At 66.7% G+C, this 26,331-nt stretch carries 24 protein-coding genes; 12 read left to right on the top strand and 12 right to left on the bottom strand.

The features are described from left to right. The first annotated feature begins 50 nt into the window (after positions 1–50). Together odhB and lpdA are read left to right on the top strand one after the other, a co-directional pair. Positions 51–1,280 (top strand): 2-oxoglutarate dehydrogenase complex dihydrolipoyllysine-residue succinyltransferase, encoded by a 1,230-nt coding sequence (odhB, locus tag IED13_RS20405; protein ID WP_191125261.1) that lies wholly within the window; start codon positions 51–53, stop codon positions 1,278–1,280. Between the two features lie 132 nt (positions 1,281–1,412). After that, the gene (gene lpdA, locus IED13_RS20400; protein WP_191125260.1) at positions 1,413–2,813 is read left to right on the top strand and encodes a dihydrolipoyl dehydrogenase; all 1,401 of its coding nucleotides are present in this window, start codon (positions 1,413–1,415) and stop codon (positions 2,811–2,813) included. A gap of 138 nt (positions 2,814–2,951) precedes the next feature. Here lpdA and folD read toward each other — a convergent pair whose 3' ends face one another. Further along, a complete protein-coding gene (folD, locus tag IED13_RS20395) occupies positions 2,952–3,812 on the bottom strand; it encodes a bifunctional methylenetetrahydrofolate dehydrogenase/methenyltetrahydrofolate cyclohydrolase FolD (protein ID WP_191125259.1) in 861 nt (286 codons plus the stop codon). Positions 3,813–3,983: 171 nt separating this feature from the next. Here folD and IED13_RS20390 point away from each other — a divergent pair, with 171 nt between their 5' ends. The 5 genes from IED13_RS20390 (at position 3,984) to IED13_RS20370 (ending at position 8,928) form a co-directional block, all read left to right on the top strand. Further along, entirely contained in the window at positions 3,984–5,315 is a 1,332-nt protein-coding gene (locus IED13_RS20390) for a cytosine deaminase (protein WP_191125258.1), read from the top strand. Then, on the top strand, positions 5,312–6,736 hold the full coding sequence (locus IED13_RS20385) for an FAD-binding oxidoreductase (RefSeq protein ID WP_191125257.1): 1,425 nt from the start codon (positions 5,312–5,314) through the stop codon (positions 6,734–6,736). Before IED13_RS20390 ends, IED13_RS20385 begins: the two co-directional genes overlap by 4 nt. Before the next feature lie 2 nt (positions 6,737–6,738). Then, positions 6,739–7,320: an NAD(P)H-dependent oxidoreductase gene (locus IED13_RS20380; RefSeq protein WP_191125256.1), complete on the top strand. Its 582-nt coding sequence runs from the start codon at positions 6,739–6,741 to the stop codon at positions 7,318–7,320. Positions 7,321–7,423: 103 nt separating this feature from the next. Continuing rightward, positions 7,424–7,906 (top strand): MarR family winged helix-turn-helix transcriptional regulator, encoded by a 483-nt coding sequence (locus tag IED13_RS20375; RefSeq protein ID WP_038359732.1) that lies wholly within the window; start codon positions 7,424–7,426, stop codon positions 7,904–7,906. 95 nt (positions 7,907–8,001) lie between these two features. Continuing rightward, entirely contained in the window at positions 8,002–8,928 is a 927-nt protein-coding gene (locus IED13_RS20370) for a DMT family transporter (protein ID WP_248312687.1), read from the top strand. Positions 8,929–9,136: 208 nt separating this feature from the next. On the opposite strand, the gene IED13_RS20365 is transcribed toward IED13_RS20370, so the two are convergent. From IED13_RS20365 to IED13_RS20355, 3 genes are all read right to left on the bottom strand, one after another. Then, positions 9,137–11,101: a potassium transporter Kup gene (locus IED13_RS20365; protein WP_081925201.1), complete on the bottom strand. Its 1,965-nt coding sequence runs from the start codon at positions 11,099–11,101 to the stop codon at positions 9,137–9,139. A 79-nt stretch (positions 11,102–11,180) separates the two neighbouring features. Further along, positions 11,181–12,455, bottom strand: coding sequence for a flavodoxin-dependent (E)-4-hydroxy-3-methylbut-2-enyl-diphosphate synthase (gene ispG, locus IED13_RS20360; RefSeq protein ID WP_191125255.1), 1,275 nt, complete (start codon positions 12,453–12,455; stop codon positions 11,181–11,183). Between the two features lie 13 nt (positions 12,456–12,468). Continuing rightward, positions 12,469–13,017 (bottom strand): Fur family transcriptional regulator, encoded by a 549-nt coding sequence (locus IED13_RS20355; RefSeq protein WP_113254519.1) that lies wholly within the window; start codon positions 13,015–13,017, stop codon positions 12,469–12,471. A gap of 113 nt (positions 13,018–13,130) precedes the next feature. Between IED13_RS20355 and IED13_RS20350 the strand changes: the two genes are divergently transcribed. The 3 genes from IED13_RS20350 to IED13_RS20340 all read left to right on the top strand — a co-directional run bounded on the left by IED13_RS20350 (position 13,131) and on the right by IED13_RS20340 (position 15,616). Beyond that, positions 13,131–13,916, top strand: coding sequence for a 3-hydroxybutyrate dehydrogenase (locus tag IED13_RS20350; protein ID WP_191125254.1), 786 nt, complete (start codon positions 13,131–13,133; stop codon positions 13,914–13,916). Continuing rightward, positions 13,913–14,986: a patatin-like phospholipase family protein gene (locus IED13_RS20345; RefSeq protein WP_112761494.1), complete on the top strand. Its 1,074-nt coding sequence runs from the start codon at positions 13,913–13,915 to the stop codon at positions 14,984–14,986. The genes IED13_RS20350 and IED13_RS20345 overlap by 4 nt, the downstream gene beginning before the upstream one ends. Before the next feature lie 213 nt (positions 14,987–15,199). Further along, positions 15,200–15,616, top strand: a complete 417-nt coding sequence (locus IED13_RS20340; protein ID WP_112761495.1) for a DUF3830 family protein — start codon at positions 15,200–15,202, stop codon at positions 15,614–15,616. Between the two features lie 154 nt (positions 15,617–15,770). On the opposite strand, the gene ybaL is transcribed toward IED13_RS20340, so the two are convergent. The 3 genes from ybaL to IED13_RS20325 form a co-directional block, all read right to left on the bottom strand. Further along, positions 15,771–17,651: a YbaL family putative K(+) efflux transporter gene (gene ybaL, locus IED13_RS20335; protein WP_081925197.1), complete on the bottom strand. Its 1,881-nt coding sequence runs from the start codon at positions 17,649–17,651 to the stop codon at positions 15,771–15,773. Between the two features lie 194 nt (positions 17,652–17,845). Beyond that, positions 17,846–18,166, bottom strand: a complete 321-nt coding sequence (locus IED13_RS20330; RefSeq protein ID WP_038359722.1) for a polyhydroxyalkanoic acid system family protein — start codon at positions 18,164–18,166, stop codon at positions 17,846–17,848. Positions 18,167–18,312: 146 nt separating this feature from the next. Continuing rightward, complete coding sequence (locus tag IED13_RS20325) at positions 18,313–18,522, bottom strand: hypothetical protein (protein ID WP_038359720.1); 210 nt, start codon at positions 18,520–18,522, stop codon at positions 18,313–18,315. 175 nt (positions 18,523–18,697) lie between these two features. Between IED13_RS20325 and IED13_RS20320 the strand changes: the two genes are divergently transcribed. Next, the gene (locus IED13_RS20320; protein WP_113254515.1) at positions 18,698–19,375 is read left to right on the top strand and encodes a hypothetical protein; all 678 of its coding nucleotides are present in this window, start codon (positions 18,698–18,700) and stop codon (positions 19,373–19,375) included. A gap of 102 nt (positions 19,376–19,477) precedes the next feature. On the opposite strand, the gene IED13_RS20315 is transcribed toward IED13_RS20320, so the two are convergent. Continuing rightward, positions 19,478–19,750, bottom strand: a complete 273-nt coding sequence (locus IED13_RS20315; protein ID WP_248312686.1) for a hypothetical protein — start codon at positions 19,748–19,750, stop codon at positions 19,478–19,480. A 302-nt stretch (positions 19,751–20,052) separates the two neighbouring features. On the opposite strand from IED13_RS20315, the gene IED13_RS20310 reads away from it, so the two are divergent. Next, the gene (locus tag IED13_RS20310; protein ID WP_210323698.1) at positions 20,053–20,373 is read left to right on the top strand and encodes a DUF4156 domain-containing protein; all 321 of its coding nucleotides are present in this window, start codon (positions 20,053–20,055) and stop codon (positions 20,371–20,373) included. 165 nt (positions 20,374–20,538) lie between these two features. Here the strand turns inward: IED13_RS20310 and iolB are convergent, their stop codons facing one another. The 4 genes from iolB to IED13_RS20290 form a co-directional block, all read right to left on the bottom strand. After that, positions 20,539–21,336, bottom strand: coding sequence for a 5-deoxy-glucuronate isomerase (gene iolB / locus IED13_RS20305; RefSeq protein WP_191125252.1), 798 nt, complete (start codon positions 21,334–21,336; stop codon positions 20,539–20,541). A 152-nt stretch (positions 21,337–21,488) separates the two neighbouring features. Further along, a complete protein-coding gene (gene iolE, locus IED13_RS20300) occupies positions 21,489–22,373 on the bottom strand; it encodes a myo-inosose-2 dehydratase (protein ID WP_191125251.1) in 885 nt (294 codons plus the stop codon). Positions 22,374–22,405: 32 nt separating this feature from the next. Continuing rightward, on the bottom strand, positions 22,406–24,256 hold the full coding sequence (iolD, locus tag IED13_RS20295; RefSeq protein WP_191125333.1) for a 3D-(3,5/4)-trihydroxycyclohexane-1,2-dione acylhydrolase (decyclizing): 1,851 nt from the start codon (positions 24,254–24,256) through the stop codon (positions 22,406–22,408). A gap of 72 nt (positions 24,257–24,328) precedes the next feature. Next, entirely contained in the window at positions 24,329–26,263 is a 1,935-nt protein-coding gene (locus IED13_RS20290; RefSeq protein WP_191125250.1) for a bifunctional 5-dehydro-2-deoxygluconokinase/5-dehydro-2-deoxyphosphogluconate aldolase, read from the bottom strand. Positions 26,264–26,331: the final 68 nt, after the last annotated feature.

Below are 26,331 nucleotides of genomic sequence, written 5' to 3'. Positions count from 1 at the left end.
TCCGCCGGTGCCGATCCGACCGCCAGAGAACGAGACAACAGAGGCCTGACATGGCGACCGAAATCCGCGTACCCACCCTCGGCGAATCCGTTTCCGAGGCGACCATCGGCAAGTGGTTCAAGAAGCCGGGCGAGGCTGTGAAGGCCGACGAGCCTCTCGTCGAACTTGAAACCGACAAGGTGACGCTGGAGGTCAACGCCCCGGCCGCCGGCGTGCTCGGCGAGATCGTCGCCAAGGAAGGTGATACGGTCGGCGTCAGCGCGCTGCTCGGCATGATCGCCGAAGGCGGTGCGGCTGCTGCCGCGCCCGCTCCGAAGAAGGAAGAGAAGCCCGCCGCCGCGCCGGCTCCGGCCGCTGAGGCTCCGAAGGCTGCCGCCACCAAGGCCGCTGATTCCGGCCCGGCCGTGGCGCGGCTGGCCGCCGAGAGCGGCATCGACGCCTCGTCGGTCCCGGCCTCGGGCAAGGACGGCCGCGTTACCAAGGGCGACATGCTCGCTGCGATCGCGACCGGCGCCAGCGCCGCCCCGGCGGCGGCTGCCGCTCCGGTGCAGGTCCGCGCCCCGTCGGCGCCGGACGATGCCTCGCGCGAAGAGCGCGTCAAGATGACGAAGCTGCGCCAGACCATCGCGCGCCGCCTCAAGGAGGCCCAGTCCACCGCCGCGATGCTGACGACCTTCAACGAGGTCGACATGACCAACGTCATGGCGCTGCGCAACCAGTACAAGGATGCCTTCGAGAAGAAGCACGGCGTCAAGCTAGGCTTCATGGGCTTCTTCGTGAAGGCCTGCGTGCAGGCGCTGAAGGAGATCCCGGCCGTCAACGCCGAGATCGACGGCACCGACATCGTCTACAAGAACTACTATCATATCGGCGTCGCCGTCGGCACCGAGAAGGGCCTGGTGGTTCCGGTGGTGCGCGATGCCGACCAGCTCTCCATCGCCGGCGTCGAGAAGAAGATCGGCGAGTTCGGCCGCAAGGCCCGCGACGGCAAGCTCTCGATCGAGGAGATGCAGGGCGGCACCTTCACCATCTCGAATGGCGGCGTCTACGGCTCGCTGATGTCGACCCCGATCCTGAACGCGCCGCAATCGGCGATCCTGGGCATGCACAAGATCCAGGAGCGCCCGATGGTGGTGAACGGCAAGATCGAGGCCCGGCCGATGATGTATCTCGCGGTCAGCTACGACCACCGCATCATCGACGGCAAGGAGGCCGTGACCTTCCTCGTGCGCATCAAGGAAGGCCTGGAGGATCCGGCGCGGCTCGTGCTCGACCTCTGATCGCGTTTCGCAACGTTCACTTCGACGTCATGCCCGGGCTCGTCCCGGGCACCCACGACTTTTCTCCCGGCCTCCCGAGACGTGGATGGTCGGGACAAGCCCGACCATGACGGGCACTGCGAGGCTATAGAGATGTCCTACGATCTCGTCGTCATCGGAACCGGCCCCGGGGGCTATGTCTGCGCCATCCGCGCCGCCCAGCTCGGCCTCAAGGTCGCGGTGGTCGAGAAGCGCGCCACCCATGGCGGCACCTGCCTGAATGTCGGCTGCATTCCCTCCAAGGCGCTGCTGCACGCTTCCGAGATGTTCGAGGAGGCCGGCCACACCTTCGAGAAGCTCGGCATCGTCGTCGGCAAGCCGAAGCTCGACCTCAAGGCGATGATGGCGCACAAGCAGGAGACCATCGACGCGAACGTCAATGGCGTCGGCTTCCTGCTCAAGAAGAACAAGATCGACGCCTTCCGCGGCACGGCCTCGATCCCCGCCGCCGGCAAGGTCGTCGTCACCGCCGAGGACGGCAAGACGCAGGAGATCGAGACCAAGAACATCGTCATCGCGACGGGTTCGGAATCGGCGCCGCTGCCGGGCGTGACCATCGACGAGAAGACCGTCGTCACCTCGACCGGCGCGCTCGAAATCGGCTCCGTGCCGAAGGAGCTCGTCGTCGTCGGCGCCGGCGTGATCGGCCTCGAGATCGGCTCGGTCTGGGCCCGGCTCGGCGCCAAGGTCACCGTCGTCGAATTCCTCGACCGCATCCTGCCCGGCATGGATGGCGAGGTCGCCAAGCAGTTCCAGCGCATCCTGGAGAAGCAGGGCTTCACCTTCCAGCTCGGCTCCAAGGTCACCAAGGTCGATGTGGCCAAGAAGGGCGGTGCGACCGTCACCGTCGAGCCTGCCGCAGGCGGCGAGGCCAGGACGCTCAATGCCGATATCGTGCTGGTCGCGATCGGCCGCCGTCCCAACACCGATGGTCTCGGCCTCGACAAGGCGGGTGTCGCCACCGAGCGCGGCCGCGTCGTCATCGACGACCATTTCAAGACCAATGTCGCCGGCATCTACGCGATCGGCGACGTGGTGCGCGGGCCGATGCTGGCGCACAAGGCCGAGGATGAGGGCGTCGCGGTCGCCGAGATCATCGCCGGCAAGGCCGGCCATGTGAACTACGACGCCATCCCCGGCATCGTCTACACCGCGCCGGAAGTCGCCGCGATCGGCAAGACCGAGGAAGAGCTGAAGGCGGCCGGCGTCGCCTACAAGATCGGCAAGTTCCCGTTCACGGCCAATGGCCGCGCCCGCGCCATCCGCCACACCGAGGGCTTCGTGAAGGTCCTGGCCGATGCCGCGACCGATCGTGTGCTCGGCTGCCACATCATCGGCCCGCATGCCGGCGACCTGATCGCGGAAGTGACCGTGCTGATGGAGTTCGGCGGCTCCTCCGAGGATCTCGCCCGTACCTGCCACGCGCATCCGACGCTGGCCGAGGCGGTGAAGGAAGCGGCGATGGCCGTGGAGAAGCGCCAGATCCATATGTGATCGGGTTGGCGGGCCGTGCCTCTGGCGCGGCCCTGCTGCAGGAACGAAAAAAGGAGCTGCAGGATTGCAGCTCCTTTTTTTTAGGGGCTAACCGAGGAAGGGCCGGGCCGCCCGTGGCGGTCTCGCTGATTGCTGCGCTCAACCTCGTCGGGCGTGGAAGGCCGTCAGCGTGTTCTTGAGCAGGCAGGCGATGGTCATCGGGCCGACGCCGCCGGGGACGGGCGTGATCGCGCCCGCGACCTCTACCGCCTCGGCGAAATCGACATCGCCCGTCAACTTGCCGTCGGGCAGGCGGTTGATGCCGACATCGATCACGGTTGCGCCGGGCTTGATCCAGTCGCCCTTGACCATGCGCGGGCGGCCGACGGCGGCGATGACGATATCGGCGCGCTTCACCACCGCGGGCAGATCACGCGTGCGCGAATGGGCGATGGTGACCGTGCAATCGGCCTGCAACAGGAGCTGCGCGACCGGGCGGCCGACCAGTTCCGAGCGGCCGATCACCACCGCTTCGAGCCCCGACAGCGAGGGCAGGGCCTGCTTCAGCAGCAGCATCGAGCCGAGAGGCGTGCAGGGTACGAGGCCGTTCTTGCCGCCGGCGAGCAGGCCGGCATTGATCGGGTGCAGGCCGTCGACATCCTTGGCCGGGTCGATGGCGTCGATGATGCGGCCGGTGTCGATATGCTTCGGCAGCGGGAGCTGAACGAGGATGCCGTCGACGCTGTCATCGGCGTTGAGTTCGGCGAGCTTGGCGAGGAGTTGCGCCTCGGTCGTGTCGGCCGGCAACCGATGAGCGACCGAGTTCATGCCGACCTCAACGGCGAGCTTCTCCTTCGAGGCGACATAGACCTTGCTGGCCGGATCCTCGCCGACGAGCACGACATGCAGGCCGGGCACCAGTCCGCGCTCGGCCTTGAGCGCCGCGACCTCGCGGGCGATGCCGGCGCGCAATTCCGCTGCTACGGCCTTGCCGTCGATGATGCGTGCCTGTTGCGCCATGATGCGTCCTCCTGCCGGAAGCCGCTCTCATGCGCGATCCCGCCCGCACGGACAAGCCCGGATGCGACGGCTGCGTGGCCTTCTGCGCCATGGGCCCTGCGGCGGTTGCGCTTGCGGGGCACAGGGCGGGCCGATATCCAGTAGCGGAGGGCCGATGCGGGAGGTGCGGAAGTGACGTTGGGTTTCGCCACGCTTCCGGATGCATCCGCCTTCCGCCTGCTCAATATGAGCGCGCCGCTTTGCCTGATCGATGGCGGCTCCTTCGCCGCGGATCGTGACGGGCTTGCCCGGATCGACCTTGCGATTGCCGATGGCCGGATCGAATCGCTGCTGCCGGCGGGAACCGAGACGCTGACGAACGATCGGCCGGCGCTCGACCTCGAGTGCGGCATCGTGCTGCCGCGGCTCGTCGACTGCCACACCCATCTCGACAAGGGCCATATCTGGCCGCGCAGTCCCAATCCGGACGGGACGTTTCCGGGCGCGCTCGCTGCCGTCGCCAATGACCGCGAGGCGAACTGGTCGGCGCTGGATGTCCGGACGCGCATGGATTTCTCGCTGCGCACGGCCTTTGCCCATGGCACCGCCGCGATCCGGACGCATCTCGATTCGCTCGGCAAACAGATTGGCATCTCCTGGCCGGTCTATGCGGAGATGCGGGAGCGTTGGGCCGGGCGCATCGCCTTGCAGGCCTCTCCGCTGTTCGGCACCGAGCAGGCGCTCGATCCGGCGCATATGGCGGCGGTGATCGCGGCGGTGAAGATGCATGGCGACGGGCTTCTCGGCTGCGTCACCTACATGATCCCGGAGCTCGACCGGGCGCTCGACATCCTGTTCCGGGCGGCGAGCGAGAACGGCTTCGATCTCGATTTCCATGTCGATGAGATGAACGACCCGGCAGCCCGCTCGCTCGAGCACATCGCCGATGCGGCGCTGCGGCACCGCTTCACGGGCAAGATCCTGTGCGGGCATTGCTGCTCGCTCAGCTTGCAGGCGCCGGAGGACGAAGCGCGGATCATCGGCAAGGTGAAGGAGGCCGGCATCGCCGTGGTCTCGCTGCCGCTCTGCAACCTGTATCTGCAGGACCGGCAGGCGGGCCGCACACCGCGCTGGCGCGGCGTCACGGCCTTGCATGAGCTGAAGGCGGCCGGCGTGCCGGTGATGGTCGCTTCCGACAACACCCGCGACCCGTTCTATGCCTATGGCGATCTCGACCTCGTCGAGGTGCTGCGCGAGGCGACGCGCATCCTTCAGCTCGATCATTCCGGTTCGGACTGGCCTTGCGCCGTGGCGCGGACGCCGGCGGCCGTGATGGGGCTTGACGGTGTCGGCGTGCTGGCGGCGGGCGGGCCAGCCGATCTCATCTTGACGCGGGCGCGGAGCTGGACCGAGTTCTTCGCCCGGCCGCAGGGGGACCGCAGCATCCTGGTCGCGGGCAGGGCGATCGACCGGACCCTCCCGGATTACCGCGAACTGGATCATCTGATGGGTAGAGCATCATGACGAGCCGCTACGACATCGCGGGGCTGAAAGCCCGCATCAGTGGCGTCCGCACCGAGGAGAACCCGGCGCTGGTGAAGCAGAAGAGCCGCGACTTCTTCTGGTACTCGCCGGTGCTGAAGCGCCAGCTCGATCAGGTCGTAGCCGATATCGTCGTGTCTCCGACGAGCGAGGCGGAGGTCGTTCAGACGCTCGCCGCTTGCCACGCGCTCGGCATCCCGGTGACGCCGCGCGGCACCGGCACCGGCAATTACGGCCAGGCGATGCCGCTTTCGGGCGGCGTGCTGCTCGATCTCGCCGGTTTCAACAAGGTCAAGGAGATCGGCGCCGGCCGCTATGTCGCCGAGCCCGGCGCGATCATGGCCCGCATCGACGACGAGACACGGGCGCATTCGCGGCAGGAACTCAGGCTGCACCCCTCGACCTATCAGACTGCCTCGATCGGCGGCTTCATCGCCGGCGGCTCGGGCGGCGCCGGCTCGATCAAATGGGGCGGGCTGCGCGACTGGGGCAACATCATCCGGCTCAAGGTCGCGACGATGGAGGCAAGCCCGCGCCTGCTCGAATTCGCGGGCGAGGACCTGCACAAGGTCGCCCATGCCTATGGCACCAACGGCATCATCACCGAGGTCGAGATGCCGCTCGGCCCGGCCTATGATTGGGTCGATGTCATCGTCGGCTTCGAAAACCTGCGCGTTGCGACCGAATTCGCCAATGCGGTGGGCGAGCAGGACGGGCTCGCGCTCAAGAACCTGAGCGTCTTCGCCGCGCCGGCGCCGCATGATTATTTCCTGCGCCATCGCAAGTTCCTGCCGCGCGACAGCCATCTCGTCGTCGTCATGGCTGCCGATTTCGCCGTCGATGCGCTTTGCGCCTATGTGCGGCGCTTCCGGGGCGCGGAGCTCCTGCTGCGCTCGGACACGCTCTCACCGGAGGATGCCAAGGGGCTGCCGCCGGCCTACGAGCTCGGCTGGAACCACACGACGCTGAGGGCGCTGCGGGTCGACCCCGCGATCACCTATCTCCAGGTGCTCTATCCGTTCCCGGATCAGGTCGAACTGGTCGAGGCCATCCATCGGCGCTTCGGCGAGGAGCTCGTCGCGCATCTCGAATTCGTGCGCTTCGACGGCAAGATCACCTGTTTCGGCCTGCCGCTATTGCGGTTCACGACGGAGGAGCGGCTGGACGAGATCATCGCCATCCATGAGGAGATGGGCGCACCGATCTTCAACCCGCATCGCTACACGCTGGAGGAGGGCGGCATGAAGCAGACCGACGAGACGCAGCTCGCCTTCAAGCGCGAGGCCGATCCGCAGGGGCTGCTCAACCCCGGCAAGATGATCGCCTGGGAGGACCCGGATTACGACTACCGCTCGGGCAAGACCTTCCTGTTCCGCAGCCTGTCCGAAGCCGGGGCCGGCTGACGATGCGCGTGCTCGTCCTCTTCGCCCATCCCGACCCGGAGAGCTATGGCGCCGCCCTGCACCGGACGGTGGTCGAGGGGCTCAGGCAGGCCGGGCACGAGGTCGATGACTGCGACCTCTATGCCGAGGGGTTCGATCCGGTTCTGAGCCCCGACGAGCGCCGCTTCTATCACGATACAGCCAGCAACAGATCGAACGTTGCCGGCTATGTCGCGCGATTGCAGGCGGCCGACGCGCTGGTGCTGTGCTTTCCGGTCTGGAATTTCGGCTATCCGGCGATCCTGAAGGGGTTCTTCGACCGGGTCTTCCTGCCGGGCGTCTCCTTCGAGCTCGTCGGCGGCAAGGTCGAGCCGGCGCTCGGCAACATTCGCAAACTCGTCGCAGTGACGAGCTATGGAGCCACGCGCTGGACGGCCTTTCTGATGGGAAATCCGCCGCGCAGGCTGGTTTGCCGGGCGTTGCGGGCCGTCTGCCATCCGGCGGTGCGGACGCTCTATCTGGCGCATTACGGCATGAATCGCGCCACGCCCGAAAGCCGCGCCGCCTTCCTGCAAAAAGTCGCGGCGAAAGTCGCGGTCTTTTAAGACCGACATGGGATTGTCATCTGTCTGTCATGTTGGCGGGCGAATACGCAGCCGGCGAAGCGTCTTCCTTATCCGCGCAAGGATCCCGCCGAAGGATGGCTCCATGACCAAGGCTCTCGAGAAAAGCGTCGGTCGCGCCCTGCTCGTGACGGCGCGGCTACATCGCTCGCGGATGGGCGAAAAGCTGAACGGGCTCGGCCTCTTTCCCGGGCAGGAGCAGGCGCTGAAGGCGTTGCAGCCGGCACCGATGACGATGGGCGAACTCGCCTCGCTGCTCAGGGTCAAGCCGCCGACCGTCTCGAAGACGATCGGCCGGCTCTCGCTGCAGGGTCTAGTGACGCGCGAGGGCGGCAATCGGGACGGCAGGCTGGTGCAGGTCGCGCTGACGGAAGCCGGGCAGAAGACGGCGGCCGAGCTCGACGCGGTCTGGAACGATGTCGAGGAGGAGCTGCTCGACAAGCTCGACGGCAAGGAGCGCAAGCAATTGCGCAAGCTGCTGCGCAAGGCGGCCAAGGGCCTCTCCAAGGCCGGCGCCGACCATGACGATCCCGAGATCGATGGTGAAGAGGCCGATAGCGACGCCTGATTGATGCATGGAACGCATGCGTTCCGGTGCTGGCAGGCCGCCTCAAATCGTTTAAGCCTGATCTCCTCATTCGCTCAGATCATAGCGAGGCGGGCTTGCCTGCGCCTTCCCAGACTGTCGACGAGGCGCGCAGGGCGCGCCTGACGGCCATTGGCCTGATGTGCGCTGCCGTCATCTGCTTCGCCCTGCTCGACACCAACGCGAAATGGCTCGGCCTCCACGGCATGGACCCGCTGCTCGTCGCCTTCGCGCGTTACGGCGTCAGCGTCACGCTGGTCTCCTTCCTGATCAATCCGTGGAGCCATCCCGGCGTACTCAGGGCAAAGCGGCCCTGGCTGCAGTTCTTCCGCTCGCTGATGCTGCTCGCCTCGACGGTGCTGAACTTCTTCGCGCTGCGCTATCTGCAGCTCGCCGAGACGATCTCGATCATGTTCGCGGCGCCCTTCCTGGTCGCGCTGGCGTCGGGGCCGCTGCTCGGCGAATGGCCCGGACCGCGCCGGCTCATGGCCATCGGCATCGGTTTCCTCGGCGTGCTGGTGGTGACGCGCCCGGGCGTGGGCGGGATGCATCCGGCGGCGCTGCTCTCGGTCGCCGGCTGCTTCTGCTACGCCTTCTATGCGCTGTCGACACGGGTGCTGGCGGCCTCCGATTCCTCGGAGACCACGATGGTCTATTCCGGGCTCGCCGGCACGCTGGCGCTGCTGCCGGTCCTGCCTTTCGTCTGGACGACGCCGCAGGAACCTCTCGCCTGGGCGGCGCTGTTCGCGACCGGCTTCTTCGGCGCCGTCGGGCACTGGATGCTGATCCTGGCGCATCGGCTGGCGCCGGCGACGGTGCTGGCGCCCTTCATCTATTCGCAGCTCGTCTGGATGGTGCTGATGGGCTGGCTCGTCTTCGGGCAATTGCCCGATCGCTGGACCTTCATCGGCGGCGGCATCGTCATCGCCTCGGGCCTCTACCTGCTCTATCGCGAGCGGGTGCGGCATGTGCCCGAAGAGGCGAGTTCGGCGCGGCTGGACTGAGAGGCTCCCGGCAACCCTGCGGCGGTGTCCGACTGACGGCGTTTTCTGCGCGTCCGGTGCTCACGTTACGAAGAGGCGACACGGTGCGGCTAGATCGAGCGCAGCGGGTCGTCATGCTCGGGCTTGACCCGAGCATTTCCTGAGCGAGATATTCTCGGGTCTGCGCTTCGCTCCGCCCGAGAATGACGAGGCGCGTTCGGACTTCCGCTCAGACCGTGACCTGCGTGCCGACCTCGACGACGCGGCCGGTCGGGATCTGGAAGAAGCTCGTCGCGTCGGTCGCGCTCTTGGTCAGGCTGATGAAGAGATTGTCCTGCCAGACCGGCATGCCCGATTGCGGCGAGGGCTTGATCGAGCGGCGTGAGAGGAAGAACGAGGTCGACATGATGTCGAACTTGAAGCCCTGCTTGCGCAGCATGGCCAGCCCCTTGGGCACGTTCGGGCTCTCCATGTAGCCGTAGACCAGATCGACGCGCCAGAAATCGTCGGTGATGCGGGAGAGGCGCACGCGCTCCTCCTCGGCGACGCGGGGCGTGTCGACCGAGCGCACGGTCAGGATGACGTTGCGCTCATGCAGCACCTTGTTGTGCTTGAGGTTGTGCAGGAGCGAGGCCGGCGCCGTCTCGGGATCGCTGGTCAGGAAGACCGCCATGCCCTTGACGCGGGCGGGCGGGCTCTTCGACAGCATGCCGACGAGTTCGAGCAGCGGCACATCCGTCTTGCGGGTCTTGTCGAACAGGATCTTGGTGCCGCGCATCCAGGTCCACATCACCACCGTCAGCGCCATGGCGAGCAGCACCGGCACATAGCCGCCATGGAACAGCTTCAGCATGTTGGCCGAGAAGAAGGAGAGGTCGACCAGCAGGAAGGGCAGGATGATCGCCGCGGTGGCCGGCAGGCTCCAGCCCCAGTGGCGCCGGATGACGATCGCCGCGAGCATGGAGGAAACCACCATCGTGCCGAAGACCGAGATGCCGTAGGCGTGTGACAGGCTCGACGAGGTCCGGAACGACCAGACCAGGATCAGGACGACGATGAGCAGCATCAGGTTGACGCGCGGCACGTAGATCTGGCCCGAGGTCTGCTCGGAGGTGTGGCGGATCTCCATGCGCGGCAGCAGCCCCAGCTGGATCGCCTGACGGGTCAGCGAGAAGGCGCCGGTGATCACCGACTGGCTGGCGATGATGGTCGCGACCGTCGCCAGCACGACGAAGGGCAGCAGGAAGCCCTCCGGCGCCAGCCGGTAGAACGGGTTGTCGATGGCGCTCGGGTCGGACAGGATCAGCGCTCCCTGGCCGAGATAGTTGAGCCAGAGCGCCGGGAAGACGACATAGAGCCAGGCACCACGGATCGGCCCGCGCCCGAAATGACCCATATCGCCATAGAGCGCCTCGGCCCCGGTCACCGCCAGGCAGACCGAGCCGAGCACCGCAAGAGCCACGCCGGCATGGTCGTGGAAGAACATCAGGGCGTAATAGGGGTTGATCGAGCGGAAAATCGTGAGGTCGTCGGCGATGTGGTAGATGCCGAGTCCGGCCAGCGTCACGAACCAGATCAGCATGATCGGGCCGAAGAAGGTCGCCACGCGCTGGGTGCCGTGGCTCTGCACGACGAACAGGCCGATCAGGATCGCCGAGGCGATCCACAGGATGTAGTCGTCGAGCACGGGCGTGACCAGCTTGACGCCCTCGACGGCCGAGAGCACCGAAATCGCTGGGGTGATGACGGTGTCGCCATAGAACAGGCCGGCGCCGATCATGCCGAGCAGCAGCGCGGCCCGGCTGCGGTTGCGGCCTAAGGCGCGCTGCGCCAGCGCCACGAGCGTGAGGATGCCGCCTTCGCCGTTGTTGTCGGCCCGCATCAGCAGGACGACATATTTCAGCGTCACGACGATGACGAGCGACCAGAGGATCAGGGACAGAACGCCGATGACGACCGTCGGCGGAATGACGACATTCTCCTGCCCGCCGGTGGCCGCCAGCAGGGTTTCGCGCAGCGCGTAGAGCGGGCTCGTGCCGATGTCGCCATAGACGACCCCCAGCGCCCCGAGGGCCAGCGCGGTATAGCCGTGCTTGCCGTGGCCGGGGCCGCCGGCGGCACCATGGCCATCGTCCAGACCGAAACGGGAGTCTTCCGGCCTGACGGTCGAAAGACCCGTTTGTTCATGCCCCATTGGGGATCTCCGCTCGTGCTGCAGTGCAGCGGAAGGCCGGGGCCTCTACCATAACGCAGGCGGCTGGCAAAGGGAGCGGTTAGCCGGCCGCGCCGAGCCCGGAACCGAAGCGGTGGGCGATATAGTTTGCGACCATGGCCTTGAACTCCTCCGCGATGCCGGCGCCCCTGAGGGTCGCAACCTTCTTGCCGTCGACGAAGACGGGGGCCGTCGGCGCCTCGCCGGTGCCCGGCAGCGAGATGCCGATATCGGCATGCTTCGACTCGCCGGGGCCGTTGACGATGCAGCCCATCACCGCGACGTTGAGGTTCTCGACGCCGGGATATTGCGTCTTCCATTCGGGCATGGAGTTCGAGATCCAGTTCTGGATATCGCGGGCGAGCTCCTGGAACACGGTCGAGGTCGTGCGGCCGCAGCCGGGGCAGGCGGCGACGAGCGGCACGAAGGCCCGGAAGCCCATGGTCTGGAGCAGCTCCTGCGCCGTCTTGACCTCGAGCGTGCGGTCGCCGCCGGGCTCCGGCGTCAGCGAATAGCGGATGGTGTCGCCGATGCCTTCCTGCAGCAGGATGCCGAGCGCGGCCGAGGAGGCGACGATGCCCTTCGAGCCCATGCCGGCCTCGGTCAGGCCGAGATGGATGGCGTAGTTCGCCCGGCTCGCCAGCATGCGATAGACCGTGATCAGGTCCTGCACGCCGGAGACCTTGGCCGAAAGGATGATGTATTCGCGGCCGAGCCCGATCTCCTCGGCGCGCTCGGCCGAGAGCAGGGCCGACTGGACCATGGCCTCGCGCATGATGGCGCGGGCATCGAGCGGGCGGGGCGAACGGGCGTTCTCGTCCATCAGCGCCGTCAGCAGTTCCTGGTCGAGCGAGCCCCAATTGGCGCCGATGCGGACCGGCTTGCCGTGCTTGATCGCCATCTCGACGATCTGGCCAAACTGCTTGTCCTTCTTGTCCTTGAAGCCGACATTGCCCGGATTGATCCGGTATTTCGCCAGCGCCTCGGCACAGGCCGGATGGTCGGCCAGCAGCTTGTGGCCGATATAGTGGAAGTCGCCGACCAGCGGCACGTCGACGCCGATGCGGTCGAGCCTTTCGCGGATCTTCGGCACGGCCGCGGCGGCTTCATCGCGATCCACCGTGATGCGCACGAGTTCCGAGCCCTGCCGGGCCAGCGCCGCGACCTGCGCGACGGTGGCGGCGATATCGGCCGTGTCGGTATTGGTCATCGACTGGACGACGATGGGTGCCCCGCCGCCGACCGTGACATGGCCGACCTTGACCGGGACGGTGAGCTGGCGGGCCAGCGGGCCTGCGTGTTCCGGCGTCAGATAGGAAAAGGCGCGCTCGTTCATGCGGGCTGCTCTATCACGGGCCGGTGTTCCGGCAATGCTCGCAGCGGCCGACAATCTCGACCATCTGATGCGAGGGCGAGAATTGCCGTGTTTCCGCGATCGCCGCCACCGCTTTCTTCATCGCGGGCGAAGAATCCTCATCGACGCCGCCGCAGACCTCGCAGATCAGGAAGGCGACGACCTCGTTCGCACCATGCCCATGCAGGCAGGCGACATAGGCGTTCTTCGAGGAGAGCCGGTGGACGAAGCCCTGCTCGACGAGGAAGTCCAGCGCCCGGTAGATCGAGATCGGCGCCAGCCTGCGCCCGCCTTCCGGCGAGATGCGGTCGGCCAGATCATAGGCGCCGACCGGCCGGTGGTCGGCATGGAGCGCTTCCAGCGCCTTGCGCCGGATCGGGGTGAGGCGCAGGCCGCGTTCCCGGCAGATCCTTTCGGCGCGGGCCAGCGCCTCCGCCGCGTGTTGGCGGTGGTCCACCGCATGGCGGCAGGCTTCGTCGCCATGCGTGTGCGACGCATGGTCATGTTCGCCGTGATGATGCGCGTTCGACTGCATTTTCGTCATGTTGCGTTGCAAAGACTCATCGGGCAACGTGCGGCGATATCGTGTCGGTGCATTGCCTCGTTCGAACCCGAACCTAAGCATTTTCTCCCCGATTGTCAGGAGCCTTGACGCTCATGTTCCTCAAAGACCGTACTGCCGCCATTACCGGGTCGACCTCCGGCATCGGGCTCGCCTATGCCCGCGCACTGGCCAAGGAAGGCGCCAATCTCGTCATCAACGGCATCATGCCCCCAGCCGATGCCGAGAAGCTGCGCACCGATCTCGAGCAGGAATTCGGCATCAAGGTGGTGTTCTCGCCCGCCGACATGACCAAGCCCGCCGAGATCGCCGGCTTCATCGCCGAGGGCGAGAAGGCCTTCGGCGCCATCGACATCCTGATCAACAATGCCGGCATCCAGTATGTCGCGCCGATCGACGAGTTCCCGCTGGAGAAATGGGATCAGATCATCGCGATCAACCTGTCCTCGGCCTTCCATACGATCCGCGCCGCGCTGCCGAAGATGAAGGAAAAGGGCTGGGGCCGCATCATCAACACCGCTTCGGCGCATGCCTTCGTCGCCTCGCCGTTCAAGAGCGCCTATGTCTCGGCCAAGCACGGCATCGCCGGCCTGACCAAGACGGTGGCGCTCGAGGTCGCGACCAAGGGCATCACCGTCAACGCCATCGCGCCGGGCTATGTCTGGACCCCGCTGGTCGAGAAGCAGATCCCCGACACGATGAAGGCGCGCAACATGACCAAGGAGCAGGTCATCAACGACGTGCTGCTCGACGCCCAGCCGACCAAGGAATTCGTCACGGTCGAGCAGGTGGCGGCGCTTGCCCTGTTCCTCTGCACCGATGCGGCGAAGTCGATCACGGGCGCGACCTTGCCGATCGATGGCGGCTGGACCGCCGCGTGAGCGGGCGCCCGCACCGCCGCTCGGAGCCGGTCAAGGGCCTGGCGGGACCGAAAGCGGAGAAGACCGTCTCGCTCGCCTTGCAGGGTGGTGGCGCGCATGGCGCCTTCACCTGGGGCGTGCTCGACGTCATCCTCGAGGATGGGCGCCTCGGCATCGAGGCGCTGACCGGGACGAGCGCCGGCGCGATGAATGCCGTCGTGCTGGCCGAGGGCTGGCTCGACGGTGGCGCGGACGGTGCCCGCGCCAAGCTCGAAACCTTCTGGCGGGCGATCAGCGTCGACGGCAAATATGGCGGCTCGGAACGCTCGCTGATCGACACCATGCTCGGCGCCTGGGGCAATAGCACGGGAACACCGCCGGGCATGCTGTTCTTCGAGATGTTTTCGAAGGTGGCGAGCCCCTACGACGTCAATCCGCTCAACATCAATCCGCTGCGGGGCGTCGTCGCCGACCTGATCGATTTCGAGAAGGTCAGGGCGCAGGACGCCGTGAAGTTGTTCATCGCCGCCACCAATGTGCGAACCGGCAAGATCGCGGTGTTCGACGGCGAGCAATTGACGCCGGACCATGTGATGGCCTCGGCCTGCCTGCCGATGGTGTTCCAGGCAGTCGAGATCGACGGCGAAGCCTATTGGGACGGCGGCTATATGGGCAATCCCGCCCTGTTCCCGCTGTTCTACAAGGCGCATTGCGACGACATCCTGCTCGTCCAGATCAACCCGATCCAGCGGCGGGAATTGCCGACCAAGGCACGGGAAATCCAGGACCGGCTGAACGAGATCACCTTCAACGCTTCGCTTCTGCGCGAGCTGAGGGCGATCGATTTCGTCAATCGCCTCATCGACGACGGCAAGCTGCCGCGCGACGAATACAAGCGCGTGCTGATGCATCGCATCGACGGCGGCCCGCCGCTGGCGGAGCTGACCTCCTCCTCCCGCATGAACGCGGAATGGGACTTCCTGCTCCGGCTCAGGGATATGGGCCGGGCGGCGGCGAAGCGCTGGCTGAAACGCAACTACGACGCCATCGGCAAGGTCGGCACGCTCGACCTGAAGGAGGCGATCACCTGAAGGCTCCGGCTGTCCGGACCTTCAGTCCTCATCCTTCGAGACGCCGCTTTGCGGCTCCTCAGGATGAGGGCTCGATGCATTCGCGGACGGCTCACGCAGCGAATTCTTCGCTTTTCGGCCTCGCACCTGTTCCGTCGCCACCGCTTGCGCCAGACTGGCCGGCAATGCCATTCACCGAAACCTCAGGCTCCCTTTCAGAGAGACGATCATCCCATGCAGAAACTGGTCATCACCGCCGGCCCGTACACCTTCGGCGGAAAGTTCGAGCTCGAGGCGGCCCCGAAGACCTGCGCCGCCTTCCTGCGGCATCTGCCCTTCGTCAGCAAGATCGTCCATGTCCGCTGGAGCGGCGAGGGCGTGTGGATGCCGCTCGGCGATCTCGACTTCGGCGTCGGCTACGAGAACAACACCAGCTATCCCGCGCCGGGGCACATCATCCTCTATCCGGGCGGCGTCAGCGAGACCGAGATCCTGCTCGCCTATGGCGGCGTGCAGTTCGCCAGCAAGGCGGGCCAGCTCTCCGGCAACCACTTCATCACCCTGACCGAGGGGCTGGAGAACCTCTACGCGCTCGGCCGCAAGACGCTCTACGAAGGCGCGCACGACATCCGCTTCGAACTCGTCGGCTGAGGGCGGTCAGGCCGCCATTGCGGCGGCGGCCACCGGCTCGCGGTCGAGCCTCACCGTCATCCCGGGCTTGACCCGGGATCCATGCCGGAGCGCTTCCGGTCGGGGTTCAGGCATGGATCCCGGCTCTCCGCTTCGCTGCGGCCGGGATGACGCTTCAAGCCGCCGTCGAGGTATCCGCCGGCGGTGGCAATTCCGCCCTGGTGTTCGGCTTCTCCCGCATGGCGGGAGCATCGGCCGGAGGGGCGACATCGGGTCGGGCCTGCGCGTCCGCCGCAGCCTCGCCGTCGCCGCTTCGGGGCGCGCCCGTCGCGGCGTTCAGATTGCCGCACAGCGAGAGCATGGCGCGTGCGATCTCGGCCTCGCCCATGATGGTCAGCGTCGCGCCGCATTTCGTCAGATGCTCGACCTCCGCATCCGAATGGGCGCGGGCGACGATCGGCAGGGTGGTGTTTTCCGTGCGCGCCTGCTGGCAGACCTGCCCGGCCTCGAAGCTGCCGGGGATGGCGACGAAAAGCCGCGTGGCACGGCCGACCGCGGCAGCGGCCAGCACCTCGGGGTCGGCTGCGTTGCCGATGAGAAGCTCGGCGCCGTCGCGCTTCGCCGTCGCGATGGCGTCCGGGTTGTCCTCGATCACCAGGAGCTTGGCGCCTTGCGCCAGCAGCCCCGCGCCGAGCAGGCTGCCGACGCGGCCATAGCCGACCACCACGATATGGTTCGACAGGCTCGTCGGGATGACGTCGCGCTCCGGTTCCACGGCCGGCGCAGGCTGGGCGGCGGGCGCCGCGGCATCGGCCTCGGGCGCGTCGGCCGCGGGCTTGGGCTTGGCGCCGGTGTCGGCACCGAGCCGGTCGATCAGCGCGAACATCAGCGGGTTGAGCAGGATCGACAGGATCGCGCCGGCGAGGATCAGGTCGCGCCCCTGCGACGGCAGGATGCCGAGGCTGGCGGCGAGGCCGGCGAGGATGAAGGAGAATTCGCCGATCTGCGCCAGCGAGGCCGAGATCGTCAGCGCCACCGCGTTCGAGCGGCCGAAGGCGCGCACGATCAGCCAGGCTGCGACCGATTTGCCGATCAGGATGATGGCGAGCGTTCCGAGCAGCGCCCACGGCGCCCGCAGCAGGATGCCGGGGTCGAACAGCATGCCGACCGAGACGAAGAACAGCACCGCGAAGGCGTCCCGCAGCGGCAGCGTCTCCTCGGCGGCGCGCTGGGAGAGCGGCGATTCCGAGAGGATCATGCCGGCGAAGAAGGCGCCGAGTGCGAAGGAGACACCGAACAGCGTCGCCGACAGGAAGGCGACGCCGAGCGCGACCGCCAGCACGGCGAGCCGGAACAGCTCGCGGGAGCCGGTATGGGCGACCCAGTGCAGCACCCAGGGAATGACCCTGCGCCCGACGATGAGCATGAAGGCGATGAAGGCGGCGACCTTGGCGACGGTGACGCCGAGCACGCCCCACAGGCCGAGATCGAACTGCGCCGAGAGCGGGGAGGGGCCGCCGGACTGTCCGCCGTTGATCGCACTGGCGACGGCGGGGATCGCGACCAGCGCCAGCACCATCGCGAGATCCTCGACGATCAGCCAGCCAACGGCGATCCTGCCCTTTTCCGTCTGCACCAGCCGGCGCTCCTGCAGCGCGCGCAGCAGCACCACGGTGCTGGCGACCGAGAGCGCGAGGCCGAAGACGAGGCCGGCAACCCAGTTCCAGCCGAGCAGCAGGCCGAGGCCAAGCCCGAGCAGGGTCGCGACCGCGATCTGGGCGATGGCGCCGGGAACGGCGATGGTTTTGACCGACAGCAGATCCTTCAGCGAGAAATGCAGGCCGACGCCGAACATCAGCAGGATCACGCCGATCTCAGCCAGTTCGTTGGCCAGGTTCTGGTCGGCGACGAAGCCCGGCGTGAACGGGCCGGCAGCGACGCCGGCGAGCAGATATCCCACCAGCGGAGAGATGCGCAGTTTCTGGGCAATGGCCCCGAAGACGAAAGCAAGGCCGAGGCCCGCGACAATGATGGCGATCAGCGGGCCGTGATGCATGTCTCTCCCGAAATCCGAACGTAAAAATCAAGCCTGTGGAATGATTTCGAGGATGGGGATTTGCGGCGGCGATTTCAACCGAAAGACGTAGAACCTTTGTGCCTGGGCGGCAGTTTTTTTAGGCGCGAGGCAAGGCGTTCGCCGCGGCGGGGAGAGACCGGCGCGATGCGGGCGGGCGGCGGGGCCGGCCTGGCTCAGGCCCTGGGCTTCTCCAGCAGGATCTGTCCCTGCTTCTCAACGCCGATCTTCAGCTTCTCGGCGAAGACGGCGAGCATCCAGGGTAGCGTCACTTCGACGCGCACCAGGGCGTCCTCGACATCCAGCCGCCCATGGACGGTGTGACCGAGCGCCGCGACGCCGAAATACAGGCTGTCGCCTTCCCAGCGCTCCTCGACGAGCTGCATCTTGACCATGCCGAGCCGGTCGCGGATGCGGTCGATGCCGCCCCGCAGGCGATCCAGCGCAGCTGCGCGGCCGAGATCATGCGAGATGGTGATCGAGACAGGCTTCGCCATGGCGTTCCGGAAGAGGTTTCAGTTCACGGGGCTTGCCTGCACATGGCAACGGCGCCGGAGGATGTCCAGCGCCGGTGCAATGATCGGCAGGTTTCCGGGCCCGCGCTTCAGATCCGCGCCAGCCCGTCCGAGGCCAAGAAGGCGGATCAGCTCCGCTCGCTCAGCCGCTTCTGACCTGTTTCGGTGACACGCCAGATCGAGCCGTCGGACTTGACCAGGCCGCGGCCTTCCAGAGCGTGAAGCATGGTTTCATCGAAGATGAAATGCCGGGTTTCTTCCTCGATGCTCTCGAGCGCGATCCATTCGGGATCCGAGAGGATGGAGGGATGCGCGATCTGGAGGTGCTGAACGTGCATAAGCGTCTCCTTCTCGTTTGATGCCCCTGTTGCAGGCTCAGATCGCATCCAATCTTGACGCGGTGATGGCCGAAACATCCTGCATCGATGACGGTGCGTTTTTCTGCCTCGGGCGGAACCCATCTTCCGATCGCCGGTTCACCTCGTAACCCTGTCCAGAAACGGAGTGTTCCCGATGGCGATGACCAACAGCTTCCCGCCCGATGTGCCGAAGGATGCGGAGGAGATGCGCGAGGAGGCGGGTGCCACCGTGCGGAGCCTGCGCAGCAAGGCGAGCGAGATGGCCGACAAGGCCGGCGAGGTGGTCAAGGACCATTACACCCGCGCGAAAGAGGCCGTGACCGATGCCGTCAGCGAGGCCGATCCGATGGAGACGGCCCGCCAGGGTGGGCAGGCCGTGGCCGGCGCCGTCGGGCGGCACCCGCTGGCGGCTTTCGGGCTCGGTGCGCTGAGCGTCGGGCTGATCGCCTGGGCTGCCCTGCGCAGCCGTGAGCCTGCTTCGCGCTGGGAACGTTACCAGCCGGATTACGGACGCTGGCGTAGCTGGCTGCAAGACCAGGGATCGGAAGCGGCCGATGCCGGCAACCAGGCGTTGCGGGCCGGCGGCAAATGGCTGCGCTCCCAGCGGGGCCAGGTCGACGACTATGCCGACCAGGCCAGCGACTATGCGGCGCGGGCACGCGGCTATGCCGATCTCGGCGGGCGCATGCTGGCGAAGCGGGCCGAACGCGAGCCGGTGGCGGCGCTGATCGGCCTGGGGCTTGCCGTTTATGTGATCGGTTCGCTGTTGACGTCGGCCTCGGCCAGTGAGCCGGCCACGGCTCCGGCGCGCAAGCGGGCCGCGCGGCGCTGACGTTTTCCGATAGGCCAAAAAAAATCCTGCGACGCCGAGCGCCGCAGGACCGGGATATCCTGGAAGAAGGAGGTGCCTTCCGAAAGAAGGCGCCTCGCTATCTCACCACCAGTAGCCACGGCGGCCGTAATAACCACGGCCGTAGTAAGCGCGGTTGTCGGCGGCAACGAGGGCGCCGCCGATGACGCCGGCGGCCACGCCGGCCGCAACCGCATTGCCGGTCTCGTTCGAGGCCCGGCGATTCTCGACATAGTTCGCCGAACGGCACTGCTGGTAGGCGCGGGTGCCGGGGCGGAAGCCCTGGGACTCGCAGGTGACTTCGGCGTCGGCCATCGATTCCTGCGCGGTCTGGCAACCGGCGAGAAGAGCGGCCATCGCACCAACGATCAAAATGCTACGCATTATTTATTCCTTTTCAGCCTCCCATTGGCCTGCTGGAGACTTAAGAGCAGCCGCGTTGGCAGGTCAAGAATGGGCATCGTGTTTGAGTTAAGTTCGCACGGCTGTTTTGTGACAATAGTGTCGTATCCGGTTCTTGGCGGGAGGTGGCGAAGGTCTTCCGTTTTGGAGACTTGCAACCGTCAGCCGCCGGAGCATTTCCCGATTGGCGTCGGGCTTGCTTTTGTGTCAAAGCGGCGGATCATGCGTTCGATACCTCCGAGAGAGACCATCCGGCCGTGACGATGAAGCCGCGTTTCCTGATCCTTCTGCCCGCGCTTCTGCTCGGCGCCTGCGCCTACCAGACCTCGCGCACCAGCATCGTGGTGGTCACCAACACGCAGGGCGTGATCGAGAACTGCCAGAAGCTCGGCGAGATCGACGGCGATTCGGGTTTCGGTTCGGTCGTGCCGCTCGACAAGATGCGCGAGCTGACGCTGAACCGGCTGAAGATTCGCGGCGCCGATATGGGCGGCACGCATGTCTTCTCCGAAGTCGCCGACATCAAATGGGCGGGCGGCAAGACGACCGGCACCGTCTACAAGTGCAATCCGGGCTAGGGTTTCGCCTCCGGCTGCTACGGCGACGATGCTTTGACGCTTCATTCCTCTCGCTTCCCGCCGATCGCTGGGTGACAGCCCGGATCAAAGCGGCAAAGCGGAACGAAGCCGTCCTTTATTCGAAGGACCGGTGCGGCGAGCGGAGAATCGCGCCGCGAGGCGGGCTCATCCCTTCAGCAGCCATTCGTGCTCGGCCGCGTTGTGGAATTTCCAGCTCCGCTTCGGGCCGGCCATCACGTTGAGATAGTAGAGGTCGTAGCCGTGGCAGGTCGCGCAGGGGTGATAGCCCTTGGGCACCAGAACGACATCGCCGTCCTCGATGGCCATGGCCTCGTCGAGGCTGCGGTCGTCGGTATAGACGCGTTGGAAGCCGAAGCCCTGGGGCGGGTTGAGGCGGTGGTAGTAGGTCTCTTCCAGATAGGTTTCGCGCGGCAGGTCGTCCTGGTCGTGCTTGTGCGGCGGATAGCTCGAGGTGTTGCCGGCGGGCGTGATGACCTCGACGACGAGCAGCGAATCGGCCGGTTCGGTCTCAGGCAGGATATTGGTGACATGGCGGGTGTTCGAGCCCTTGCCACGGACCTCCTGACCGAGCTCGTCCGGCCGGATCACGCGCACGGGAAGTCCACCGCCGAGACCCGGTGCCGTGCAGATGGCGAGTTCCAGATCAGTGGTGGCGGTGACGGACCAGGCGGAGCTTTCCGGGAGATAGACCGACCAGGGCTTGCCCTCGAAGGGGCTCATGCGCTGGCCGAGTTCGCCGAGGCTCTGGCCGCCGGCCGTGGCTTCGCCCTTGCCGGTGACGAAGACGAGGCAGGTCTCGCGGTCGCCGGTCTGCGCCGAAACGGTCTCGCCCGGCTTCAGGCGATGCAGCTCGAAGCCGACATAGGTCCAGCCGGCGCTTTCCGGCGTGACATGGGTGACGCGGCCATGGCTGCCGTTGGGCTTGACCTTGAGACGGGACATCGGTGCTTCCTCAAGCAGTCAGATTCAATCAGGGCGTCATTCCGGGCGCAGCGCAGCGGAGGCCCGGAATCCATCGTAAAGCGCATCGGCCTCCGATGGATTCCGGATCGGCGCCGCTTTCGCGGCTTGTCCGGAATGACCGTGGAGGATGTTCAGGCCAGCCCGGCTTCCTTGATGAAGCGCGCCAGATTGGCATGCCCCAGCTTGGCATAGGCCGCGGGCTCGGCCTTTTTCGGGTCCTGCTCGGCCTCGACCACGATCCAGCCGGAATAGCCCTGCAGCTCCCTGAGCACGCGGACATAGTCGATCAGCCCGTCACCCGGCACGGTGTAGACGCCGGCGAGCACGGATTCGAGGAAGGACCAGTCCTCGCGATTCGAGCGCCACATCACGGCTTCGCGGATGTCCTTGCAGTGGACATGGTGGATGCGCGCCTTCCAGTGGCGGGCGATGCGGGCGGGGTCGCCGCCGCCCCAGGTGGCATGGCCGGTGTCGAGCAGGAGGCCCACGGCAGGGCCGGTGACGCCCATGAAGCGGTCGATCTCGGCCTCGGTCTGCACGACCGTGCCCATATGGTGGTGATAGACGAGCTGGAGGCCGTATTCCGCTTTCAGCGCTTCGGCGAAGTTGGTGTAGCGCGCGCCGAACTCGTCCCAGCGCGTCTTCGGCAGGACGGGCCTGGCCGAGAGCGGCTTGGCGATGTCGGAATGGATCGCGTTCGAGGTCTCGGCCGCGATCAGGACCGCGCAGCCCATGTCGCGCAGCAGCGTCGCATGGGCCTTCACGGCCGCCATCTCGGCGGCGACGTCGCGGACGAGCAGTTCGGTCGAATACCAGCCGGAGACGAGCGTATGGCCATGCGCGTCGAGGATCGGCTTCAGCTTGGCTGCCTCGCGCGGGAACTTGTTGCCGAGCTCCATGCCTGTGAATCCGGCTTCGCTCGCCTCTTTCAGGCAGGTTTCGAGCGGAATGTCGCCGCCGATCTCCAGCATGTCGTCATTCGACCAGCCGATGGGGTTCGCGCCGATGCGGATCATGTCAGGGGTCTTTCTCGCCTAGGGAAACGGCTTTAGTTGCCGATGTTCTGATGCTTGCGCAGCTTGTCATAGCTGGCCCGCGCCGTGCGGACTTGCTCGCGCTCGCTGACCTCAGGCACCGCGACATCCCACCAGGCGCCGCCGGCCCCCGTCGAGATCAGCGGGTCGGTGTCGATGACGACGACGGTCGTGCGGGCGTTGGCCTTGGCCTGCGCCAGTGCGGCTTCGAGCTCGGCGATGGAGGCCGCCTTCACCGCGATCGCGCCGAGGCTCGCGGCGTGGGCGACAAAGTCGATCTCCGGCAGGGTCTCGTGCCGGCTGTCCTTGAGCAGGTTGTTGAAGCTCTGGCCACCCGTGGCGTTCTGCAGGCGGTTGATGCATCCGAAGCCGCGATTGTCGAGCAGGACGATGGTGAGCTTCAGCCCCAGCATCACCGAGGTCGCGATCTCGGAATTGAGCATCAGATAGGAGCCGTCGCCGAGCATGACGACGACCTCCTTGTCGGGCCGCGCCATCTTGGCGCCCAGGCCGCCGGCGATCTCGTAGCCCATGCAGGAGAAGCCGTATTCGGCATGGTAGGAGCCGGGCGTGCCGGCCTGCCAGAGCTTGTGCAATTCGCCCGGAAGGCCACCGGCGGCATGGAGCAGGATCACCTCGGAGCCCAGCGCGCGCTGGACCGCGCCGATGACCTGCGCATCCGAAGGCAGGGCGGCGTTGCTGGCAGCGGTAGCCTTGCCGGCTTCCTTCTGCCACTCGGCCTTGCCGGCCTTGGCATTGCTGGTCCAGCTCTCCGCCGCCTTCCAGCTGCCGATGGCTTCGGCCAGTTCGGCCAGACCCTCGCGGGCATCGGCGACGAGGGGCAGGGCCCGGTGCTTGCCGGCATCGAAGGGCTGGACGTTGAGGCCGATGATGGTCTTCGACGCCGCGCCGAACAGCGCCCAGGAGCCGGTGGTGAAATCCTGCAGGCGGGTGCCGACGGCGAGCACGAGATCGGCTTCTGCGGCGAGCCGGTTGGCGGCTTCCGTGCCGGTGACGCCGACGGCGGCCATGTTGAGTGCGGCGTCGTCGGGCAGGGCGGATTTGCCGCCTTGCGTCTCGCAGACGGGAATGCCGGTCGCGGCCGAGAAGCGGGCCAATTCGTCACTCGCGCCGGAATAGAGCACGCCGCCGCCGGCGACGATCAGGGGCTTCTTGGCGGCTTTCAACGCCTCGGCAGCGGCTTTCAGTTCGTCACGGTCGGCGCGCGGACGGCGCGGCGTCCAGAGACGCTCGTCGAAGAAACTCTCTGGGTAATCGTAAGCTTCGGCCTGCACGTCCTGGCAGAGCGCGAGCGTGACCGGGCCGCATTCGGCGGGATCGGTCAGCACCTGCATGGCCCGGGTCAGCGCCGGGATGATCTGCTCGGGCCGGGTGATGCGGTCGAAATAGCGCGAGACGGGCTTGAAACAGTCATTGGCCGAGATCGTACCATCGCCGAAAGCTTCGACCTGCTGGAGGACCGGGTCCGGAATGCGGTTGGCGAAGACGTCGCCCGGCAGCAGCAGCACCGGCAGGCGGTTGACATGGGCGAGCGCCGCGGCGGTGACGAGATTGGTCGCGCCGGGGCCGATCGAGGTGGTCGCAGCCATGAAACGGCGGCGCATGTTCGCCTTGGCATAGGCGATCGCCGCATGGGCCATGGCCTGCTCGTTATGGGCGCGGAAGGTCGGCAGGCGTTCGCGCTCATGCCAGAGCGCCTCGCCGAGTCCGGCGACATTGCCATGGCCGAAGATCGCCCAGACGCCACCAAAGATCGGCAGGCGCTGCCCGTCGATCTCGGTCATCTGCGCGGCGAGATAGCGCGTCAGCGCCTGCGCCATGGTGAGGCGGACGGTGCTCATGATCTGTCTCCGGTCGGGAGTCTTTTTAGCATCGGCTTGGTCCGAAAACCGGTTCCCACTTTTCGGGCCGATGCGCTAGGCCGCCTTGCGGCCGCGCGTGGCAAGCCAGAGGCCGGTCAGCGCCTCGAAACGCCCCGCCATGTCTGCGATCGCGGCTTCGTCGTCGAGCTTGCCGGAAAGCCAGCCTTCGGCCGCGTTCATGAAGATGGTGCGGCCCACGGCGAAGCCCTTGACGATGGGGGCTGAGGCCGTGGCGGCGAAGCCGGCCTCCAGCTCCTCGGCGGGAGCATCGAGTCCGAGCAGCAGCACGCCGCGGCACCAGGGGTCGTGCCTCGCAATCGTCTTCTCGATCGCGGTCCAGGCGGCGGGGGAGGATTGCGGCTCGAGCTTCCACCAGTCGGGCTTGATGCCCAGCGCGTAGAGCTCTTCCAGCGCGCGGGCGACGGTGTCGGATCCGAGCGGGCCGTTCTTGCCGGCGATGATCTCGACCAGCAATTCGCGGCCGACCTTGCGCGCTGCCTCGAACAGCCCGCGCAGCTTCTCCTGCTGCTCGCGCTTCAGCTCGGGCGCATCGTCCGGATGGTAGAAGCACAGGCACTTGATGCAGTGATCGACCGGCCATTCCGGCAGGAGCGAACCGATATCCTGGCTCGTCTCGAAGCGCAGCGGGCGCGAGCCGGGCAATTCGACCGGGCGGCCGAGCCAGGAGAAGGGGTGGCGGGCGAATTCGAACATCGCCTCGCGGCCATGCTTCTCGTCGAGCAGCATGCCGTAGCCCGGGCGGCCATCGGCGACGCGGGCGGCGGCCTTGACCGCGAGCACCTTGAAGTCGCGGATGCGGGCGGGATCGGCACTGACCTTTGCTGCGAGTTCTTCGAGCTGCGAGCGATGGTCGCAGGCAAATGCCATCAGCGAGGGGATGTCGCGCCGGCGCGTCGTCGCCCAATGGATGTGATTGATGTCCTCATCCTTGCGGAGCGCGCGATGCGGGCTGCCGTTCTTGAGGAAGTACTGAAGTTCCTCGAAGGTCGGAATCTCCGGCGCGCAGAGCAGGCGCGAAACGGCGAAGGCGCCGCAGGCATTGGCCCAGGTCGCGGCAGTGGTGAGGCTTTCGCCGCCGAGCCAGCCGCGCAGGAAGCCGGACATGAAGGCGTCGCCGGCACCGAGGACATTGTAGACCTCGATCGGAAAACCCTTGCCGACGATGCCGTCCTCCAGATCGTCGGAGATCGCGCCGTCATAGACGATGCAGCCCATCGGGCCGCGCTTGAGCACGATGGTCGCTGGCGTCAGCGCGCGGATCGTCTTCAGCGCCTGAAGGAGCTCGCTCTCGCCGGAGGCGATCAGCACCTCCTCCTCCGTGCCGACGATCAGGTCGCAGCCGGGCAGGACCGTCTTCATTCGCTCGGAGACGGCCTGCGAGGCGATATAGCGGTTGTCGCCGGCATCGTGCCCGGCGAGGCCCCAGAGATTGGGCCGGTAGTCGATGTCGAGCACGACCTTGCCGCCGTTCTCGCGCATCAGCCGCATCGCCTTGCGCTGGGCTGCCTCTGGCTTCGGCCGGGCGAAATGCGTGCCGGTGACGACGACGGCGCGGGCGCGCGCGATGAAGGCCGGGTCGATATCGCCTTCCTCAAGCGCGATGTCGGCGCAGTTGTCGCGGTAGAACAGCAGCGGGAAGGATTTGTCGCTCTCGACCGAGAGGATGGCCAGCGCGGTCAGCCGCTCGGGGTCGGTCTTGAGGCCGTCGAGATTGACACCCTCACGGGCAAGCTGCTCGCGCAGGAAGCGGCCGAACTGCTCGTTGCCGACGCGGGTGAGCAGGGCCGAACGCAGGCCGAGCCGCGCCGTGCCGATGGCGATGTTGGCCGGGCAGCCGCCGACCGACTTGGCGAAGGAGGTGACATCCTCCAGCCGCGAGCCGATCTGCTGGCCGTAGAGATCGACCGAGGCGCGGCCGATGGTGATGACGTCGAGCGCCTGCGCCGATCCGCTGAGCGGTCCCGTCATATGCTCCTCCCGGCTGCGATGCTTCTCAGGCCGAACGGCCCTGGCTGCCGGCATGAAATAATAATTCC

This window comes from Allobosea spartocytisi (assembly GCF_014764685.1).
Lineage (GTDB): Bacteria > Pseudomonadota > Alphaproteobacteria > Rhizobiales > Beijerinckiaceae > Allobosea > Allobosea spartocytisi.
Note: the sequence above shows the minus strand (reverse complement) of the source record. Positions and strands in the feature narration are given on the sequence as shown.

Coding starts and splice junctions, on each gene's coding strand:
- odhB (WP_191125261.1), top strand. CDS start 51: ATGGCGACCGAAATCCGCGTACCCACCCTCGGCGAATCCGTTTCCGAG.
- lpdA (WP_191125260.1), top strand. CDS start 1,413: ATGTCCTACGATCTCGTCGTCATCGGAACCGGCCCCGGGGGCTATGTC.
- folD (WP_191125259.1), bottom strand. CDS start 3,812: ATGGCGCAACAGGCACGCATCATCGACGGCAAGGCCGTAGCAGCGGAA.
- IED13_RS20385 (WP_191125257.1), top strand. CDS start 5,312: ATGACGAGCCGCTACGACATCGCGGGGCTGAAAGCCCGCATCAGTGGC.
- IED13_RS20380 (WP_191125256.1), top strand. CDS start 6,739: ATGCGCGTGCTCGTCCTCTTCGCCCATCCCGACCCGGAGAGCTATGGC.
- IED13_RS20375 (WP_038359732.1), top strand. CDS start 7,424: ATGACCAAGGCTCTCGAGAAAAGCGTCGGTCGCGCCCTGCTCGTGACG.
- IED13_RS20365 (WP_081925201.1), bottom strand. CDS start 11,101: ATGGGGCATGAACAAACGGGTCTTTCGACCGTCAGGCCGGAAGACTCC.
- ispG (WP_191125255.1), bottom strand. CDS start 12,455: ATGAACGAGCGCGCCTTTTCCTATCTGACGCCGGAACACGCAGGCCCG.
- IED13_RS20355 (WP_113254519.1), bottom strand. CDS start 13,017: ATGACGAAAATGCAGTCGAACGCGCATCATCACGGCGAACATGACCAT.
- IED13_RS20350 (WP_191125254.1), top strand. CDS start 13,131: ATGTTCCTCAAAGACCGTACTGCCGCCATTACCGGGTCGACCTCCGGC.
- IED13_RS20340 (WP_112761495.1), top strand. CDS start 15,200: ATGCAGAAACTGGTCATCACCGCCGGCCCGTACACCTTCGGCGGAAAG.
- ybaL (WP_081925197.1), bottom strand. CDS start 17,651: ATGCATCACGGCCCGCTGATCGCCATCATTGTCGCGGGCCTCGGCCTT.
- IED13_RS20330 (WP_038359722.1), bottom strand. CDS start 18,166: ATGGCGAAGCCTGTCTCGATCACCATCTCGCATGATCTCGGCCGCGCA.
- IED13_RS20325 (WP_038359720.1), bottom strand. CDS start 18,522: ATGCACGTTCAGCACCTCCAGATCGCGCATCCCTCCATCCTCTCGGAT.
- IED13_RS20320 (WP_113254515.1), top strand. CDS start 18,698: ATGGCGATGACCAACAGCTTCCCGCCCGATGTGCCGAAGGATGCGGAG.
- IED13_RS20315 (WP_248312686.1), bottom strand. CDS start 19,750: ATGGCCGCTCTTCTCGCCGGTTGCCAGACCGCGCAGGAATCGATGGCC.
- iolB (WP_191125252.1), bottom strand. CDS start 21,336: ATGTCCCGTCTCAAGGTCAAGCCCAACGGCAGCCATGGCCGCGTCACC.
- iolE (WP_191125251.1), bottom strand. CDS start 22,373: ATGATCCGCATCGGCGCGAACCCCATCGGCTGGTCGAATGACGACATG.
- IED13_RS20290 (WP_191125250.1), bottom strand. CDS start 26,263: ATGACGGGACCGCTCAGCGGATCGGCGCAGGCGCTCGACGTCATCACC.